Below are 18,441 nucleotides of genomic sequence, written 5' to 3'. Positions count from 1 at the left end.
TAGGGACGAGAGTATATTTTCCCGCGGTTCCACCCTACTTGATCAAGCATTCCTGCTTCATCCGCTTTTCATAATCATCGTGGCTCTAATCGGAAGTGCCTTTCATTCACATGCTGGACCGGGCTTTCACCATCCCCGATTCGCTTCACACGCGCAACATCTAGAATTACTCTCTCCCACCACATTTTCAACCTAAAAGGTCATAATCCTATATATTATAACTTTAAATATTATATTTGTCCATCTGATCCAGGAAATTTTGTGATTTAAGATTTAGTCCTAAATGCACATCCAAGAATGAACGCATACATTGCTTCATTTGCACTTTGGTTGCCGGTTTGACGTCTATATTTCCTAGACGACGCATATCCATTCGATCAAATAACCGTAACAACTTCAGCGTTCCTTCCGAAATCGCGAGGGCTGCTGGATCTCGATTCTGACAATGAATACATAATGTACCGCCCAATCGACTGCTAAATAGCATAGGTGCGTCATCTCTCCCACAAGAGACACAGGTCAATAACTCAGGACTATATCCTGCGGATTGTAAGATTTTCATTTCATATAAATGAATGGTTATTTGGGGATCTTTCCCTTGTTCGAGCGCCTGAAGACAGGCATGTAATTGTTCGAACAAATAGCCCCCAACTTCACCTTCTTCCAAGCCGCGGTCTAACAGTTCAGCTGCGTAAGAAGCATAGGCCGTTAGATGAAGCTGTTCTCGTAAAACATGGTGAGATTCTAAAATCTCACCTTGATTCAACGTGCCTAATCCTTGACCTGACTTGAAATACATAAACTCCCCGTAAGTAAATAACTGTGTCATCGCGGCATGCCGGCTTTTTACTTTTTTTGCGCCACGAACGAGAACGCCTACCTTACCGTGCGTCTTGGTACATACCGTGATGATTTTATTCCCCTCACCGTAGTCCATGCTGCGGATGACAATTCCTTCCACCCTATAAAGCACATCTTATCCCCCATGATTTCCACTAAAATATCATTCCGACATGTCAACCTGAACGGGTTCTTCCGAGTCCTCTAACTCCGTCTCGATGTTCTGGCTGTTCACTTCTTTGTATAGCATATACGCATCGACATCCCCCGTCATCGCAAAATACTTCCACGAAAAATCTCGCATTCGTATTCATCCTTTCTATTCGGAAGTGACTATGCCCTCCTTTATAGGATGTACGAAATCAGAAGAACTATCCCGATTCGATGAGGTTGGGGAATCTGCTAAAATTGGAATTTTCGGGTATATCTATACATCATGACGGAAGCCGAGATCCTTCAAAATCCGCTCCTGGTTGCGCCAGTCTTTCTTCACTTTTACCCATAACTCAAGGAATGTCCGCGATCCAAGCAAGTTCTCGATATCCCTGCGCGCAAGCTTACCGACTTCCTTCAGTAGAGAACCTTGCTTCCCGATCACGATACCCTTCTGAGAATCCCGTTCCACATAAATGACAGCACCAATATAGACGACGCCATTCTCCTGAACCTTCATATCTTCAATCGCTACAGCGATGGAATGAGGGATTTCTTCACGTGTCAAATGCAAAATTTTCTCGCGAATCAGCTCGGCTACCACAAATTGTTCCGGGTGATCTGTTACTTGATCATCTGGATAGTATTGCGGACCTTGAGGGAGATACTTCGACACTTGCTCTAACAAAGTATTCACGTTATTCCCGTTCATCGCAGAGATCGGTACGATTTCAGCAAAATTATACAGATCCTTATACGCCACGATAATCGGCAGCAATGTTTCGGGATGAACTTGGTCAATTTTATTCAACACCAAGAATACCGGTGTAGAAATCTTTTTCAATTGTTCGATAATATATCTATCGCCGCCGCCAATCCCTTCAACCACATCCACGAGGAATAACACAGCCTCGACTTCATTTAACGTATTCAAGGCAACGGTATTCATGTAATCACCAAGCTTGGATTGTCTCTTATGAATCCCTGGCGTATCCAGGAACACAATTTGCGAATCATTGGAGGTATATACCCCATGAATTTTATTCCGCGTAGTTTGCGGCTTATCCGACATAATTGCAATTTTCTGACCGATCACTTGATTCATAAGCGTCGATTTCCCAACATTCGGGCGACCGATAATGGCAACAAATCCGGATTTAAATTGTTTTGACTTTTGCATGCTGCTGCTCCATTTCGTAAGTAAAATTAAGATGTTACATCGAGACTGCTCTGATCAAACGCACCAGGCAACAACGCACCCACGGTGGTTTGTTTCCAGTCTCCTTTTAGGTTCCCCATAAACACGGGCATATCTCTCGCACATAATTCCACGAGAACCTGACGGCACACCCCACAAGGCGTGATCGGCTCTGTCGTATCCCCAATGACGGCTATTGCTTGAAAGCTGCCAGGTATATGTCCGTCTGCAATTGCACGAAACATTGCCGTTCGTTCTGCGCAATTCGTCGGTCCATACGCGGCATTCTCTACATTGCAACCATGATGAATATTTCCGTCTTTGTCAAGTAAGGCTGCACCCACTTGGAAATGCGAGTAAGGTACATAGGCTTTCGTACGAGCAAGTGCTGCTTGTTGCAATAACGCTTGTCCATCCACTTTCATCAGAACCCACCCTCTCATCGATTCCATACTTGCTGAAGCCAATCCATCACTGGCGTATAGAAAATAATAATTCCTATGATGACGGCAAAAGCCGCAGTGACGATGACAGCGCCTGCGGCTATATCTTTGGCAGATTTGGCAAGTGGATGAATTTCTTCCGTTACCAAATCAACCGTTCTCTCTATAGCTGTATTCATCAATTCTGTTGTAATCACCAATGCAATCGTCAACAAGAGGACCAACCACTCGACTTTCGAAATCGAAAAAAACCAACCTGCAATCACCATGAGGATACCCATTGCAATATGAAAAGGCATATGCCGTTCTTCACGAATTGCTTGAAGGACACCGGTGAGCGCCACTTTAAACCGATTTTCTGAGTATCGAGTAGGACTCATTATCGTGTCAGTCCTGCTTGCGCAAGCACGGACTCCTGTTTACTCATCATTTCTTTCTCGCTAGGCTCATCCTGATGATCGTACCCAAGCAAATGCAAGAACCCATGTACGAACAAGAATCCTAATTCCCGTTCTAACGAGTGACCGTAGTCCTCGCTCTGCTCCTTCGCTCGCGTGACGGAAATAATAATATCTCCGAACGTATCATGAAATGGAGGTGCATCATCTTCGGATTCCACTTCATAAATAATATCTAATTCCTCATCCAATTCTTCATGCATCGCAAAGGAAAGTACATCGGTAGGGCGATCAATCCCGCGATAATCCCGATTAAGCTCATGGATCTGTTCATCATCCACAAACGTTAACTCGACTTCACCGTCCGTGATCCCTTCCATCTCGGCAGTAAGTTGCAGCAGTTGATTCAAGCGTTCAATCAATTGCTCCGAAATCTCCATTTGCTCTTGTTCGTTATTCCACTCTAAATGCACACTCATGCATGACACCTCTTACGATTTTGTTTTCGCTTTTACTTCATCCGGATATTCGATCCGGGAATGGAAAATCCCCATGACTGTTTCCTTCAAAGAATGAGCCACTGTATCTAATTCTTTCATCGTTAAATCACATTCGTTATATTGCGAGTCGTCCAGGCGATCCCGAATAATCTTGGCAATCATTGCTTCAATCTGATCCACCGTAGGATTTCGGAGCGAACGAACCGCCGCTTCGACGCAGTCAGAGATGCCTACAATCGCAGATTCTTTAGATTGCGCCTTCGGGCCTGGATAACGGAAATCGTCTTCTGTGAAATCCGGTTCAACACCTTGCTCTTCGGCTTGTTTAAGCGCTTTGTAATAGAAAAACTTCAAGAATGTTGTTCCATGATGCTGCTCCGCGATATCACGAATCGGCTTCGGAATTTTGTAATCCTTGAGCATTTCTACCCCATCCCGAGGATGTGCCGTAATAATGGATTTACTAAGCTTCGGTTCTATTGCGTCATGCGGATTCTCAATATTGGTTTGATTTTCGATGAAATAGCTTGGTCGTTTCGTCTTCCCAATATCATGATAGAAAGAACCTACTCTACATAACAATCCATCGGCTCCAATGGCTTCTGCTGCAGCTTCCGACAAATTCCCCACCATGACACTATGATGATACGTACCAGGTGTCTCCGTTAGCAATTTACGCAACAACGGATGATTCGGATTCGACAGTTCTACAAGCTTCAGCGCAGATAAGATGCCGAATGTGATCTCGAAGAAAGGCATCAAGCCTACCACGAACACCGCCGTGAGTAATCCGCTGGCAAAAGCAAAACCAATCGCATACAACACATCACGTTGTACAAATGAATCCCCATTGATCATCGCGAGCATCGCGACCGATAGGGAACCGAATAAGCAAATCATGATGCCGGCTTTCAATATCGTGGATCGCTGGCTTGCACGATGGATTGCGAACACCGAAGCGAACGATACGACCGCTGCAACAAATCCGTAATGGAAATCAAAGATCTGACCTTGCCCCACATTGAATATAATGCTTGCAATAATACTAAAGATGAACGCACTGATGAATGCAAGCGACATATCGAGCAGTAATGTCACGAGCATGACACCCATAGCGACTGGCGCAATATAACCAATATAGGACGCTTCTTTGGTCTGCCATAAACCTACGATTTGCATGGCCACTAGATTCAAGAAAAAGATAACCACGAGCATTAATAGCTGTGCATTATTGAATTTGAACCCTGTTCCGCCTGACTGTCTAATGAACATGAACAGCATTAGGGAGAACAATACGGACATAATCAAGACACCGAACTGCGGCCAATAGTTCACATCCGTTGTGAGTAAATCCAATTCGCCAAGCAGCTGATATAACTCCGGCGTGATCATTTCACCCTTGTGTACCACGATGTCTCCTTGCTTAATAAACACCGTTTGCGTATTCTCACGGGCTTGTACCTTGGCTTCCTTCGTGCCTTCTTCGTCATAGAATTTATTCGGTGTAAGAGCGAACCGAACGAGTTCTTGCACAACTTCACGAGTAGCACGCTTGTTCAGCGAGCTAATATTCACTTGTTCTGCGACCTTCGCGCGTACGGTTTGGGCATCCGTTATTTGATCATTCATCAACTTGATCACAATGGTACGCGCTGTTTCTTTAATTGAAATAATGTCTTCAGGCGTCAATCTAGCGATTTTGATATACGTCTCTTCAGGAATCTTATATTCCTGCTCCGTGACTTTGGCACGCATTTCATCCAATAAGCTTGCGGAATAATTGGATCTGTTGTTATTAATAAAATTGACAATGTACTGATTCGGGATTAATGGGATATCTTTGCGATAAATCTCTACTTTCTCGGTGAACGATATCGCATCATCTTGATTCAATTGTTCAATTCGCGCCATGATGGCGTCTGTAATATCTTGATTACGGATTGGAACAATCTTATAAATCGGCTGAACCTGCTCTGCGGCCTGCTCTTGGGCCTTTAAGGTTGCCTTGTTGTTCGCAACTTGCGCAGGGGCAAGGATTTGCTTCTCACTTGGCAAGCCGACCTTAATGTTATATTTCTCCGGAACCAAGTGCGGCGCCAGACTAAAATAAAAAAGAATCGTTAAAAACAAAAACAGAAGAAAGCGTACGCCGACGCTGTACTTCCATCCTGTCATTTTGTATTGAAATGTGGTCCCCCATGCGGAGGATATTTTTTTTTGGAACATAGAGACAGTCCTCTCTATTCGTGTTTTTCGGAATCCTTCTGATATGCGACTATAATCTTCTGTACTAAGGAATGACGAACAACATCTTGCTCCGCAAAATGTACGAATCCGATCTCCTCAATGTTCTGAAGGATCGTGGATGCCTCGACGAGTCCTGATTTTTTGCCTCGAGGCAAGTCAATCTGTGTGACATCCCCGGTAATCACCATTTTGGAGCCAAATCCAAGACGTGTTAAGAACATCTTCATCTGTTCTGCAGTCGTGTTCTGAGCCTCGTCCAATATAATAAAAGAATCATCCAAGGTACGTCCACGCATATAAGCTAAGGGCGCAATTTCAATTAATCCGCGTTCTAGCGCTTTAGCGGTTTGTTCTGGTCCCATGACATCATAAAGCGCATCATAAAGCGGACGCAAGTATGGATCGACTTTCTCTTGCAGATCGCCTGGTAAAAATCCAAGACTCTCTCCAGCTTCGACAGCAGGCCGCGTCAATACAATGCGTTTCACAGAACCTTCCTTGAGGGCAGCGACTGCCAACACGACAGCCAAGTAAGTTTTCCCTGTTCCAGCAGGGCCTATGCCGAACACAACATCCCGCTTCTTGATAGTGGTTACATAATGCTTCTGACCAATGGTCTTCACACGGATTGGTTTTCCACGGAATGTTGTTGTAATTTCACCTTTATACAAATCCAATAACTGGTCAGTCCGCAAATCCTTTGCCAATTCACATGCATACAACACATCGCGGTCTGTTAATATGTACCCGTTCCGAACCAACTGCAACAGCACTTCGAACAATTGCTGCAATGAATCGACTTCACGGCGCCCGCCATGAATAACAATCTCTGCTTCACGCGAACCAATCTGTCCCTCAATTTGTTCTTCAATAATCTTCAAGAACTTATCCTGCGGGCCGAAAAGAGCGAGCCCTTCAGACGCATTTTGCAACGGTATTTTGACAGAATATAAGTGTTGATCAGGCAATAATCCTCAGTCTCCTTATGGTTGGACAATCGGAAGTTCTTCCGTAATCCATTGCTCTACTTCAAAAAGTATGTTCAAATAAACTTTACCATTCTTAATCTCCTGATGCAAAATTTTTTCCGCTTGAATTTGCGCATTTGGACCATTTTTGACAAGAACATCGGATCTCGCCTGCTGCAAGCCAACATTTTTAGCATCTGTCTCGGAGAGTTCACGTTCAATATATTGTACTTCCATCAGCTTCTCCGTCATCATGCCTACAGGAAGTTGATAGGGTCCTACCTTTGCATCCTCTCGATCCTCTACAATATCATACTTGGCAAAAGGAATTTTTCCATACCCCGTCAATTGGAGTGCTCGATCGCCCGTGATTAGATATTTCCGTTCCTTCCACTCGCCTGTATACGTTTTTTCCTTTTGAATCAAGGGAACACTTACTTCATATTCATGCCAGACGAGACCTTTCACATCCCCCCTCGCCACGACCACTTGCGGGTTCTGTTCCGAGCCAATGATACCGGAGATCAGTATTGATCCCTTTTTGACACGAGTATTCTTACGTACCTGCGGCCGCCCCTGCTCCGTGTAAATATCCGTTATGACAGCATCTGCTTTCGCCACCAAATGGCGCGGATTATTTAAGACCCGCTCATCCGGTTTTGTAGCCTCTGCTACTTGTATTGTGATATTCGTGCCGTGCTTCTCAACCCCCACCCAAGTGACCCCAGGAATGCTATGGGATAGCCTTTTCGATAAATCCTCTTGATTCTTCAACCGGAAGGACCATTGAAAGACATAAATGCCTTCTTGTCTAGCCGCCTTGAGTATCTCGTCTTCTGAGAGCCTCACATTGCCTTGCACGTCCACTTTCCAGACAAGCGAAGACAGCACGTACAATCCGAGCAAAAACAAGAAGAAGCCCGATATGAACGCTTTGCGACGACCAAGCTTGTTTAATTGAAAAGGCAGACCGAACCGCTCTTGTACATGCACACGGCAGCTTGTCTCTTTTAATAAGGGACGGAATTCGAAAAAATCACGCAGCAGCACCTTCATCGTTATTCCTTGTCCACCCCGGAAGCGAACATCCCAAATCTCCAGCCGCTTCTTCGTCGCCAAATTAACGAACTGCTCCCGTTGCTCACCTCGAATAACGACACTTACATAACCTTGAATAAAAGAATTGAGTTTATTCAACGTGATTCCCCCGTTCTCATATATTGAATCCCCGTAATCTTGCCTTCGACAATGACTTCATCGGGCCAGATGGCACGAATGATCAGGTCGCTCCCTGTCAATTCAATCTCACCTGTACTGACGGATAATCTTAATCGATCGTCTGAAAAATGACGTACCCCTCGATGATTTTCGATATGTACCTGTACATCGCCCATCATCGTAACTCGAGGCAAATCAAATACGACGTCTTGCGGTAGATCTAACATTTCCGTGGTCATCTTCCGAATTTTGCGAGCAAAACGACGCATTAAGATAGTGCCCCCCTTGCGATTGTTGCTATGTAAATTGCGTGCGCATCCCATTTCTTATAGATAGTTCGTATATGTCATGTACTTTACAAATTATGCGGGGAGATCTTCATTTATGAGAAAAACCTCTATCGAGGCCCATTCGAAGATGAGCGAACGCGTTGAGAAGTAGTTTTATCGCCAAGGAGAATTTTAAAAGTTACGATACGTCGAAACTTTGATAAATTCTATTGTGGTGAGGAAGAACGCAAAAAACCGTTCTCGCCCGAGAACGGTGGGAGGTGGGGGAGGAAAATAAGTGATTTACGAAATCTTGACAAATTATATAAGCTCTTTGTGTGTAACGGACATGAGAGACCTTATTGTTTGCTATGCTCATAGATTAGCCGTTTTGCGGACCTAGATGCCCTTATTCCATTCGAATCATGAGTATATAGCTTATGTTTAGTATGATAAGAGCTGCTGTGTCCGTTCACCCTGCATTTTGAGCACTTTTGGCATAATTAAGGTCTCCTGTGTCCGTTCAATTCTCGCTCCGATCCCTGCACCCTAACTCGATTTCGGCAAATCTCTCGAAAAGTTATCAATTCTTGAATATCAAGAAAAGCCCCCAACGCACTCAAAGAGCACGCTGGGGGCGGGATAGGCAGGTTATCTTCTGCCGTAGGGTTTCTTAGCACGCGGAGGACCTAATATTTCGGCCCATACGACGCTTTTGGCTAATTCTGATCTTGTGACATTCAAATCCAACGTATTGCGCTCAGAACGCGATTCTGGACGTTCAGGAGCAGGCACAATCCGTAATCGTTCTGGACGACGCTCAGGCTCCATCGATCCTTCGTTATTCAAATCGTAATCATACGCCATAGGATCAAACTCCGAATACGATGATTCCGACGTCGACGTATGTTCGAATCCACGATAAGGCTCGTTGCCAATTCTCTTTTCATCCCGTTCATCTCGTTGATCGGAATCCGACGACTCCGTTGCAAAAGGACGATCGCGATCACCGCCGAAGGACGGCATTCTGTTCTTGGAATTCCCGTTCTTTTTCTTGGCGAAAAAGGAACCTAAGAGCCCCAGAATGAGTACGCCCAGAATCGGGCTTTGAACGAAAAACCGAATGATTTTCTCAATTAATTCACTAATTTCCATAAGCTATCTTCCATCTTTCGAATCGCTAGGACCAGTCTCTCCCGACTTCCCGATCGATCCGCGCATTTGCGTATCAGCTTCAATATTTTTCAGGTTCATATAATCCATCACGCCTAAATGACCACTGCGCAACGCCTCTGATAATGCAATAGGTACTTGAGATTCCGCTTCAACGACGCGAGCTTTCATCTCGACGACGAGCGCCTTCATCTCTTGCTCATGCGCTACAGCCATCGCACGGCGTTCTTCCGCTTTTGCTTGGGCAATGCGTTTATCGGCTTCAGCTTGCTCGGTTTGCAAATGCGCACCGATATTCTTACCTACATCAACATCAGCAATATCGATAGACAGGATCTCAAATGCAGTACCTGCGTCTAAGCCCTTTCCTAATACCGTACGTGAGATCATGTCCGGGTTCTCTAATACATCTTTGTGTGAATTACTAGAACCTACTGTCGTTACAATCCCCTCGCCTACACGAGCGATGATGGTTTCTTCCCCAGCACCCCCGACTAAACGCTCAATGTTAGCACGAACCGTCACACGTGCCTTAACCTTTACTTCAATCCCGTCTTTCGCAACAGCTGCGACAGTCGGCGTTTCAATCACGCGCGGATTAACACTCATTTGTACAGCTTGCAAGACATCACGGCCAGCAAGGTCAATCGCTGCGGCACGTTCGAACTCCAGTTGAATATTAGCACGATGTGCTGCAATTAACGCGTTAATAACACGGTCTACATTACCCCCGGCTAGATAGTGACTCTCTAACTGGTTAATCGTTAATCCTAAACCAGCCTTGGTTGCCTTGATCATTGGATTCACAATCCGGCTCGGCGTAACACGACGCAAGCGCATCGCAACAAGCGTGATAATGCTGATACGCACCCCTGAAGCAAGCGCCGAAATCCACAACATGATCGGGAAGAAGCTCAAAAACACCGAGAGCACAATAATAACAACTGCAGCAATTAATAATACACTAATCAATGGATCCATGAATCACATAACCTCCGCTATTTTTTAATCAATTTTTCACGCACAACCACTCTTGTACCCTCAATCTTCGCGACAATAATCGGTCGATTGGCTTCGATAAAGGTGCCGTCTGTCACGACATCGACATGTTCATCATCAATGACGACAGTGCCCGATGGACGCAGCGTCGTTAAGCTGACGCCTTCTTTATGAAGCAGATAGCTCTTGTCTTCACTGGATAAATACCCTTGTTCAGATGTTAAACTATCCTTCAGAATAAAGCGATTCCAGATCCCACGATGCTTGAAGATCCGAGCCACGACCACAACAACAATCAATGCAGCGACAAAAGCAATCCCAAGCGATAGCAGCGCGTCTGACGTATCAAAGGCTGCCATGACAACGCCTGCAATCAAGGATAGAGATCCCAAAATACCTAAGATTCCGAAGCTTGGGACGAATACCTCGCAGACAAGCAGCACAATGCCAAGTACGAACAAGACAATCGATCCCTGCTCTGCAAAACCAGCTACAAAATTCCCGAAGAAGTACAACCCAAAACCGAGAAGACCAATCACACCCGGTATACCGAAACCTGGTACGAACATTTCAATAGCTACCCCGGCAATCCCCATAAATAATAAAAGGGTCGCGATCACGGGATGGGTCAACCATGTAGCAAGCTTCTCGAAAAACGTCTGGTTCACATGCTCGATAACGGGATTGTCGATCCCTGCATACGAGACGGCCTCCTCTAACGTGTTGGCGATATGATCGGCATAACCAACAGCCAACGCCTCATTCGCCGATAAAGAAATAATTTCTCCCTGCTGTTTAACCTTCTGGATTGGTTTCAGCTCGACAACCTTTTGGCTATCCACCATCCCTTCAGCAATGTCGCCATTCCGATGATTCTGTTCGGCAACCGAACGCATCATACTTGCCCATGCAGCAATCGTCTTCGCATTCTCTACAGGCTTCCCGCTCCCGTCGACCAATGCCGCAGCACCAATCATACTTCCCGGTTTCATGACAATTTGATCTGCACTCAGTGAGATATAACTTCCTGCAGATGCGGCTTCACTCTCCACGTAAGCTAACGTGGGAACTGTAGACGACATGATCACATTCCCAATGTCGAGCGCGCTATCAACGCGCCCTCCTGGCGTGTTCACATTCAATACAATGAGCGAAGCATGTAAGTCTTCTGCCTTATGAATCGCTCTTTCAACGAACTGTCCCAATCCTGACTCTATGCTCTGTTTCACAGGAACAACAACGACAAGCTTCTGAGCAGGATTGTTCGAAGCTGCGTTCGCCTGTAAATCAGCGATGCCGCTCCACCCCAACATCAACAATGGCATAACCATGAGGAAGGCTAGTCCAAATCGCTTAAACCACGAATGCAAGTCCATTCCTCCTTTCATCTTCAACTTATCAAGCGCTTACTTATTCACATTATACGTAAATTTTAGTATTTCGTTTCAGAAATAAAAAAACACCCCTAAAAATTAGGGGTGTTTTGCTTTTATTGCAGAAATTGTTGAACCGCTTGGTTCACTAATTTACCGTCAGCGCGGCCTTTTACCTTAGGCATCAAGGCGCTCATCACTTTTCCCATATCGGCTTTTGAAGAAGCACCGGTTTCCTGGATGGTCTGCTGTACAATTACTTTAATTTCTTCTTCAGAAAGCTGGGCAGGAAGGTACTGACTAATTATTTCGATTTCTGCATGTAAGTTGACGGCAAGATCATCACGACCTGCCTTATTAAACTCTTGGAGGGAATCTTTTCGCTGTTTGATTTCACGACTTAGAATTTCAAGCACTTCATCGTCATTCAAAGTTCTTTTCAAATCTATTTCAAGATTCTTTATCGCCGAACGAACCATTCGAATGGTGGAGAGTTTGAACTTGTCTTGACTTTTCATCGCTTGCTTCATATCTTCGTTCAATCGTTCGCTTAAATTCATCGTTGTTAGATCCTCCTAAAACTTTCTCTTGCGAGCAGCCTCGGACTTTTTCTTGCGCTTAACGCTCGGCTTTTCATAGTGCTTACGTTTCTTCACTTCAGCCAATACACCATCCTTAGCAATGGAGCGCTTAAAGCGACGAAGAGCAGCATCAATTGTTTCGTTTTTGCGAACTTTCGTTTCAGACACCAGTTTTCCCTCCCTCCGACCAGACCGTCCAAGACGGATAACACGGTTCATCAAATTTCATTATATGTGAAAAGGAAATAGGGTGTCAACTATGAGTCCATTTCCTTTTTCTACTTTTCTTACAAGCCTAGTCATTATGTACCGATGCACTACCCACTAAAGCGCCTAACTTCTCGCCGCCAAGCAAATGATAGTGAATATGGAACACAACCTGACCACTGTCTTTGCCACAGTTATTAATCAAGCGGTAACCTGCTTCTGCGATACCTAAATCACGTGCGATTTGCTGTGCTGCTTGATGTATTTCACCGATCAGAGCAAGATCTTCCGTCTGAACATCGTTCATCGTAGGAATATGTTTTTTAGGAATAATAAGCACATGTTGTGGCGCAGAAGGTTGAATGTCGTAGAAGGCTAAAATACGTTCGTTCTCGAACACTTTTTTGGATGGGATCGAGCCCTCGATAATTTTACAAAAAATACAATCCATTATGGCAACCTCCTGTAAAAATGGTTTACTTTATCATTCATATTATCCATCATACAGAATTTATAGCCAAGAGTCCAATCGAGATGAGAAAAACTTCGATTGAAGCCGTTTTTAACAAAAAAAAGGGAGCACTAGTTAGAGATATACGCCGGAGTCCTAGATGCAACTTCCAGTGCTGGAGCTCCTTCCAATCGAAGGAGTCGACGTATACTTCTAACAAGTGCTCATATATGATGTCGGTAAGTGTATTATAACAGCGGGTTGTGCCATACTCTGTGAGTTGTATCACAGAGTATAACAGTTTTCCAACTTTCTAACTTTTATTACTTATCGAGAGATTGCCGAAATCAAATTTGGGTGCAGGGAACGGAGCGAGAAATGAACGGACACAGGAGACCTTAATTAGACCAAAAGCACTCAAAATGTTGGGTTAACGGACACAGCCGCCCTTATCATGCTAAACCTAAGCTATATCCTCATGATTCGAATGGAATAAGGGTATCTGTGTCCGCAACAACGGATAATCAATGAGCAAAGCAAATAATAAGGTCTCTCATGTCCGTTATACACAGAGAGCTTGCTTTAGAAGCAAGTTTTGCAAGCAAAACTTGTGGGTCGCTCATCTTTGAAAGGACATCGATAGAGGTTTTTCTCATAATGTCTCTATCGAAATAACCGAACCCTCACCCGATTGCTGCGCAGGCGTCACAACAAGCTTCCTCGCCAACCGTGCACGCAATTCCGGTACGTGACTAATGATCCCTACCGTTAAACGATCCAAATGTAATTTTTCCAATGCTGTAATGACCGTATCCAACAATTCAGGATCCAGTGTACCGAATCCTTCATCGAGGAAAAAGAACTGTAAAGGATATTTACCTTGCAATTGAATTTGTGCGGATAGCGCCAAAGCAAGTGCCAGCGAGGTTAAGAACGTCTCCCCGCCTGACAAGGTTGATACCGGTCGCCGCACGCCTCCATTCGCATCATCGCGAATCACAAAACCTCCAGCAGAATCCACTTCTAACGCATAACGCTGCTTCGTCAAGAAGCTTAAGCGGTCTGACGCAGACCGACTAACCTGCATGAGCTGCTCCTCTGCAATGAACTCTACAAAGGTATTCCCACGAAAGACAGCTTGCAGTTGCGATAACCGTTCGATTTGTGATTGTTGTATAACACGATTCTGTTCTAGTACAGACCACCGCTCTGCTTTACGCTTCAATTCTTCAACATCACGCTCTGCTTTTGCTTTGGATCGAACCGCCTCTTCATCTTGCTGCAATTGCATTTGAAGGTTCTGAACACAGGCTTGCCACACTTCTTCCGTGAACGTCTGCCCTTCTAATTGTTCATCTAATCGTTGAAGCTGAACAACGAGCTTCTGCTGAAGTTCTCGGTGAGATTGAATCTTCTCCGCATGAATTTGTCGATCCACTTCTGAAATGCATGCCACACGCACCTCTGAAGCGTCCATGAACATCGAGTTACGGCGCTGCTCCTCCCACACAAGCGTCGCTTGCGCTAATCGCTCTTCGGCAGATACAGAGGCTTGCTTCGCCGTAGCCGCTTCCTGGGTCGATTTTTGCAGCACTTGTTGAGCTTGGTCATTGGTACTCTTAAGCGTCTGATGTTTAGAACGAAGCGTTCTTAATGTTTCTTGGACGCTTTGGATGATGTTCAAAACAGAAAGGGCTGATCCTTGTTCCCCGATCCATTGACGAAGTCTAGCTTGTTTTTCTTGTGCCAGCTGTTGCTTGCCTTCGAGTTGGGCGGATAGAAGAACCATATCTTTTTCCACTTCATTCAGCTGCTGTTGATGCCGTGTTAATTTATCATTGGTTTCTTCGATAAATGGAACACTTCGTTCTAACCGCTCTTGAATATCTTGCAGCTTTTCTTCCTTTGTTTTTAGCTCAACTAGAATTTCATCCAATTGCTCCACACGAATAAGAGGCAGTTCCTGAAGCCATTGATCCTCAATGACCTTCATTTCAGCAGAAAGGGTCTCCACGGAACGCTCTTGTTGAATTCGCTGCTGCGTTTTAGCTTGTTGATCTGCTGTCAGTGCCGTGTTCTGTCGATGCAGCTCGGACATCCGCGCACGCAGTTGTTTCACGGATTGTTCCATTTCATGAAGCTTCAGATCATGACGAGAACCGTCCTGCTGCAATTGTTCAACCGCCGATTTTACAGATGAAAACATCGTATATCCCATACCAGGATTAGATAGTACCTGTTCGGCATCCAATGCGTCCATCGTAGCATGTGCTGCTGCCGCTTCTACAAATCCCTGCTGAACCGATGCATCGATATCAAGCGATTGCTGCATCGTCTCCCATCGCAATATGAAATGACGATATTGAACCCGCAAATCATTCAACTGATGAATGATTTGTTCTACATTCGCCAACGCTTCTGCAATCCTCGATTCTTCCCCCTCTTGCATACGGGATGAATCCCTATTCGCATGCGGTTGAGCATGGGTAGATGAACCACATACAGGACAAGGCTCGCCTTGGACTAATTGCGCTGCGAGACGGACCGCGATATGCTTGAGCTCTTCCTCACGCTGCAGGTCTCGGACACGTGACGATTCACGAATGAGTGCTTCATGCAGTTCTTCAAGGAGCGCCTGATCTGACTGGAGTTGGCCCAGAAGCTTTTGGCCGTCTGTGAGCCATTTCAGGCTTTGCTCTTGAATTAGTTGTTCTGATTCACGTTGGAGTGATGCCGATGATTGCAGCTTCGCAAGCTCCTCTGTTGTGGCTTGAAGCTCTGCTTGCGCTTGCATATGTTGGCGCGCTATATTCTGCAGTGTTTGCCGAAGTCGATCGGCTTTATATACTTGATCACGCCACTCTGGACGCACTTCATGAAGCTTTAAAGCTTCTTTTAACTCTGCTTGCCGCTTGACGGCCTTGTCCGCTTGCTGCTTTAAGTGTGTGTATTGTTCCGTCAGCACGGCTTGATTCGATTTCGATTGCTGCTGTCGTTCGAATAGATCATCTGTCTCCCGTTTCAACTGCACACATTCTTGCTCCAACGTACGCGCTTGCTCCAGATGATCCAACCGGACGAGCAGCTTTGGCTCTTGTTCCGACATCTCCTGTTGAATCTGTTCCCAGGCTTCTGTTGATGCTTGCGCCTTATGCTGCGCGGTTTGTTGTGCAGCTTGAGCGATCTCAGCCTGCGTCTTCCGTTCAGCCGCCATGTGGACAGATTGCTCATATTCTGTTACGAACGGAAGCAAACGCTGTGCCAGTTCCGAACGTTTCAACAGCTGTTCCAGTTGTTGGATCTCATGATCGTTATCATTCAAAGCAAATTGCTTCGTCAGCAATCCATTTCGTTCTGTCATCAATTCTCGAAGATGCTTCTGTCGATCATGCTGCCCTTCGGCTTCCTTCCGCTTCACACGTTGTTCCTCTGCGAATTGACGTGCTGTGTCGAGCACGATTTCCGCTTCCCGTAAGGCAGACTCCGATGCGTCGCCCAGCCCTTGCTGCTCCGCAGCGATTTCTTTTAAAAGCACATCTGTCTCTTTCAACCGACGACTTAATTTGATATTCAAATCATCGCCGTACTTCTCGAGATGAAATAACCGCTGAAGCATTTGCCTGCGGTCGCTCCCCTTGAGAGCTAGAAACTCTGCAAATTTCCCTTGTGGCAATACGACGGCACGCGTAAAGTCTGTAATGGTTAATCCAATGATGTCCTCCACGCATCGCGTAACATCAGCTAGCTTGTCCGCAAGGACGATCTCTCCCTCTTCCGAGATCTCAATAAACCGGCTTACCGTATTGCTAATCGACACCTCGTTCACGCGCTTGAAGCGCCGTTCAACCCGATATCGCTTAGGTCCTGCTGCGGCGAGCAATTCAAATGTAAAAGAAACAGACAGCTGGTTCTCCGATATATTCATGATGCCTTGCGTACCATTGGTGGCACGTTCGACTTTTCCGTACATCGCTAAGGTGATGGCATCCAACACCGTTGATTTGCCGCTGCCTGTCGGACCGAAAATTCCGAATAAGCCTGTCTCGCATAACATGGTAAAATCGATCTCTTGCGGTTCACGATAGCTCTGCAGCCCAGCTAACTTCAAATGGACGGGTTTCATGCCGACTCACCTCCATTCGCAACAGGCTGTGCAGCATCTGATTCCGTACCTTCAAGGAGCTCCATAAACAGTCGAACCAACGACGCGTCTGGCTCTGCGCCGCCCGTCTGGCGTTGATAGAAACGGCGGAACAGCTCGTCGATCGGCATCTCGGATTTATTCGTCATGAGCACATCCGCTTGTTCCATCTCGGGGTAGATCGGACGGATATGAACAATACCGTCATGCGCTTTACGCAGAATTTGGATTTGTTCCATCGTCATCGCTTCGGTCATTCGGATCTCCAGATCAATCCATGCCTGAGGATCACGACCCTCTTCCAGCCAGCGAAACACCTCTTCCACGCCACCTTGCGCTTGCCATCGAACAACCGGACGCCCGCTGGTCAAGAAAATCTCTTCAGGCTGCACGATCTGTCCAGGCGCAATGTCAAACACGGTGACGGACTTCGCCTGTCCTGCTTCGGAGAAGCTATAGGCAAGCGGTGATCCGCTATAACGGATCATTCCTTCACCCTTCACGCGCTGCGGACGGTGAAGATGCCCTAGCGCCGTGTACTGGGCGCCGATGTTCAGGGCCGCGGTGTCTACCGTGTAGGCACCGCCGACTTGAATCGGACGTTCCGAGTCCGATTCAACGCCCCCCAGCACGTAAATGTGGCTCATCGCCACATTGATCGTGTCCGGGGCGAAATGCTGCGCCTGCTGGCGCAGCAGACGCCCGACGCGCGCGCTGTACGCGCTGCGGATGCCGGATTCATCGGCATCCGCGTCCGTCAGAAGCTCGGCTAATCGAGCTTCTGACGGATACGGCAGTCCAGCGACGACTGCGCGCTCGCCTGTGCGTGCAATGTCAAAGCGCATCACATCAGAGGTCGGCAGACCGACGATGCTGATGCCCGCCCGAGCCACGAGCGGACTCGACGCCGCAAGTCGCTCAGGCTGATCATGATTGCCTGCGATGACGGCAATGGGCCGACCTCCGTTCGCGGATAACCTGGCCATCGCGTCAAAGAATAGCTGCTCTGCTGCGGCTGGCGGATTCACGGAATCGTAAATATCGCCCGCCAGCAGGATCAGATCAATCTGCTGATCCTCTACAATATGCACGAGTTCATCAACGAACGCAGCCTGCTCCTCCAACCGACTGCGCCCTTCCAATGTTCGTCCAAAATGCCAATCCGCGGTATGCAAAATTCGCATCCGTTCGTCCCCCTTGCTAATCAATTCAATGTACTCTTTATCAATCTACACTTATTATCCATGCACTCTTTTTTATCATCGAAGGATAGCTTGCAAGC

Annotated in this window: 18 protein-coding genes; all 18 read right to left on the bottom strand. The window is 46.2% G+C overall.

All coding sequences use genetic code 11. The features are described from left to right. Positions 1–223 precede the first annotated feature (223 nt). The gene (gene recO, locus BVG16_RS11095; protein ID WP_078498695.1) at positions 224–973 is read right to left on the bottom strand and encodes a DNA repair protein RecO; all 750 of its coding nucleotides are present in this window, start codon (positions 971–973) and stop codon (positions 224–226) included. A 30-nt stretch (positions 974–1,003) separates the two neighbouring features. Continuing rightward, positions 1,004–1,144, bottom strand: a complete 141-nt coding sequence (locus tag BVG16_RS11090; protein WP_078498693.1) for a YqzL family protein — start codon at positions 1,142–1,144, stop codon at positions 1,004–1,006. A gap of 123 nt (positions 1,145–1,267) precedes the next feature. Beyond that, entirely contained in the window at positions 1,268–2,173 is a 906-nt protein-coding gene (gene era / locus BVG16_RS11085; protein ID WP_078498692.1) for a GTPase Era, read from the bottom strand. A gap of 26 nt (positions 2,174–2,199) precedes the next feature. Next, entirely contained in the window at positions 2,200–2,616 is a 417-nt protein-coding gene (gene cdd, locus BVG16_RS11080) for a cytidine deaminase (protein ID WP_078498691.1), read from the bottom strand. Between the two features lie 14 nt (positions 2,617–2,630). Beyond that, positions 2,631–3,014, bottom strand: coding sequence for a diacylglycerol kinase family protein (locus BVG16_RS11075; protein ID WP_078498690.1), 384 nt, complete (start codon positions 3,012–3,014; stop codon positions 2,631–2,633). Next, complete coding sequence (gene ybeY, locus BVG16_RS11070; RefSeq protein ID WP_078498688.1) at positions 3,014–3,511, bottom strand: rRNA maturation RNase YbeY; 498 nt, start codon at positions 3,509–3,511, stop codon at positions 3,014–3,016. Before ybeY ends, BVG16_RS11075 begins: the two co-directional genes overlap by 1 nt. Before the next feature lie 12 nt (positions 3,512–3,523). Beyond that, positions 3,524–5,758: an HD family phosphohydrolase gene (locus tag BVG16_RS11065; RefSeq protein ID WP_078498686.1), complete on the bottom strand. Its 2,235-nt coding sequence runs from the start codon at positions 5,756–5,758 to the stop codon at positions 3,524–3,526. A 14-nt stretch (positions 5,759–5,772) separates the two neighbouring features. Continuing rightward, the gene (locus tag BVG16_RS11060; protein ID WP_078498685.1) at positions 5,773–6,747 is read right to left on the bottom strand and encodes a PhoH family protein; all 975 of its coding nucleotides are present in this window, start codon (positions 6,745–6,747) and stop codon (positions 5,773–5,775) included. A gap of 15 nt (positions 6,748–6,762) precedes the next feature. After that, positions 6,763–7,944, bottom strand: coding sequence for a sporulation protein YqfD (yqfD, locus tag BVG16_RS11055; protein WP_078498683.1), 1,182 nt, complete (start codon positions 7,942–7,944; stop codon positions 6,763–6,765). Then, complete coding sequence (gene yqfC / locus BVG16_RS11050) at positions 7,941–8,234, bottom strand: sporulation protein YqfC (RefSeq protein ID WP_078498681.1); 294 nt, start codon at positions 8,232–8,234, stop codon at positions 7,941–7,943. Before yqfC ends, yqfD begins: the two co-directional genes overlap by 4 nt. A 651-nt stretch (positions 8,235–8,885) precedes the next feature. Then, entirely contained in the window at positions 8,886–9,389 is a 504-nt protein-coding gene (locus tag BVG16_RS11045; RefSeq protein ID WP_078498679.1) for a hypothetical protein, read from the bottom strand. A gap of 3 nt (positions 9,390–9,392) precedes the next feature. Continuing rightward, the gene (gene floA, locus BVG16_RS11040) at positions 9,393–10,388 is read right to left on the bottom strand and encodes a flotillin-like protein FloA (protein WP_078498677.1); all 996 of its coding nucleotides are present in this window, start codon (positions 10,386–10,388) and stop codon (positions 9,393–9,395) included. A gap of 17 nt (positions 10,389–10,405) precedes the next feature. Further along, a complete protein-coding gene (locus BVG16_RS11035) occupies positions 10,406–11,782 on the bottom strand; it encodes an NfeD family protein (RefSeq protein WP_078498676.1) in 1,377 nt (458 codons plus the stop codon). Between the two features lie 113 nt (positions 11,783–11,895). Further along, a complete protein-coding gene (locus BVG16_RS11030) occupies positions 11,896–12,339 on the bottom strand; it encodes a GatB/YqeY domain-containing protein (RefSeq protein ID WP_078498674.1) in 444 nt (147 codons plus the stop codon). 15 nt (positions 12,340–12,354) lie between these two features. Then, entirely contained in the window at positions 12,355–12,528 is a 174-nt protein-coding gene (gene rpsU, locus BVG16_RS11025; RefSeq protein WP_005547957.1) for a 30S ribosomal protein S21, read from the bottom strand. Between the two features lie 127 nt (positions 12,529–12,655). After that, on the bottom strand, positions 12,656–13,018 hold the full coding sequence (locus tag BVG16_RS11020) for a histidine triad nucleotide-binding protein (RefSeq protein WP_078498673.1): 363 nt from the start codon (positions 13,016–13,018) through the stop codon (positions 12,656–12,658). Positions 13,019–13,670: 652 nt separating this feature from the next. Next, on the bottom strand, positions 13,671–17,141 hold the full coding sequence (locus BVG16_RS11015) for an SbcC/MukB-like Walker B domain-containing protein (protein ID WP_078498672.1): 3,471 nt from the start codon (positions 17,139–17,141) through the stop codon (positions 13,671–13,673). Further along, the gene (locus tag BVG16_RS11010) at positions 17,138–18,343 is read right to left on the bottom strand and encodes an exonuclease SbcCD subunit D (RefSeq protein WP_078498671.1); all 1,206 of its coding nucleotides are present in this window, start codon (positions 18,341–18,343) and stop codon (positions 17,138–17,140) included. Before BVG16_RS11010 ends, BVG16_RS11015 begins: the two co-directional genes overlap by 4 nt. Positions 18,344–18,441: the final 98 nt, after the last annotated feature.

The organism is Paenibacillus selenitireducens, from assembly GCF_002021565.1.
Lineage (GTDB): Bacteria > Bacillota > Bacilli > Paenibacillales > Paenibacillaceae > Paenibacillus_K > Paenibacillus_K selenitireducens.
Note: the sequence above shows the minus strand (reverse complement) of the source record. Positions and strands in the feature narration are given on the sequence as shown.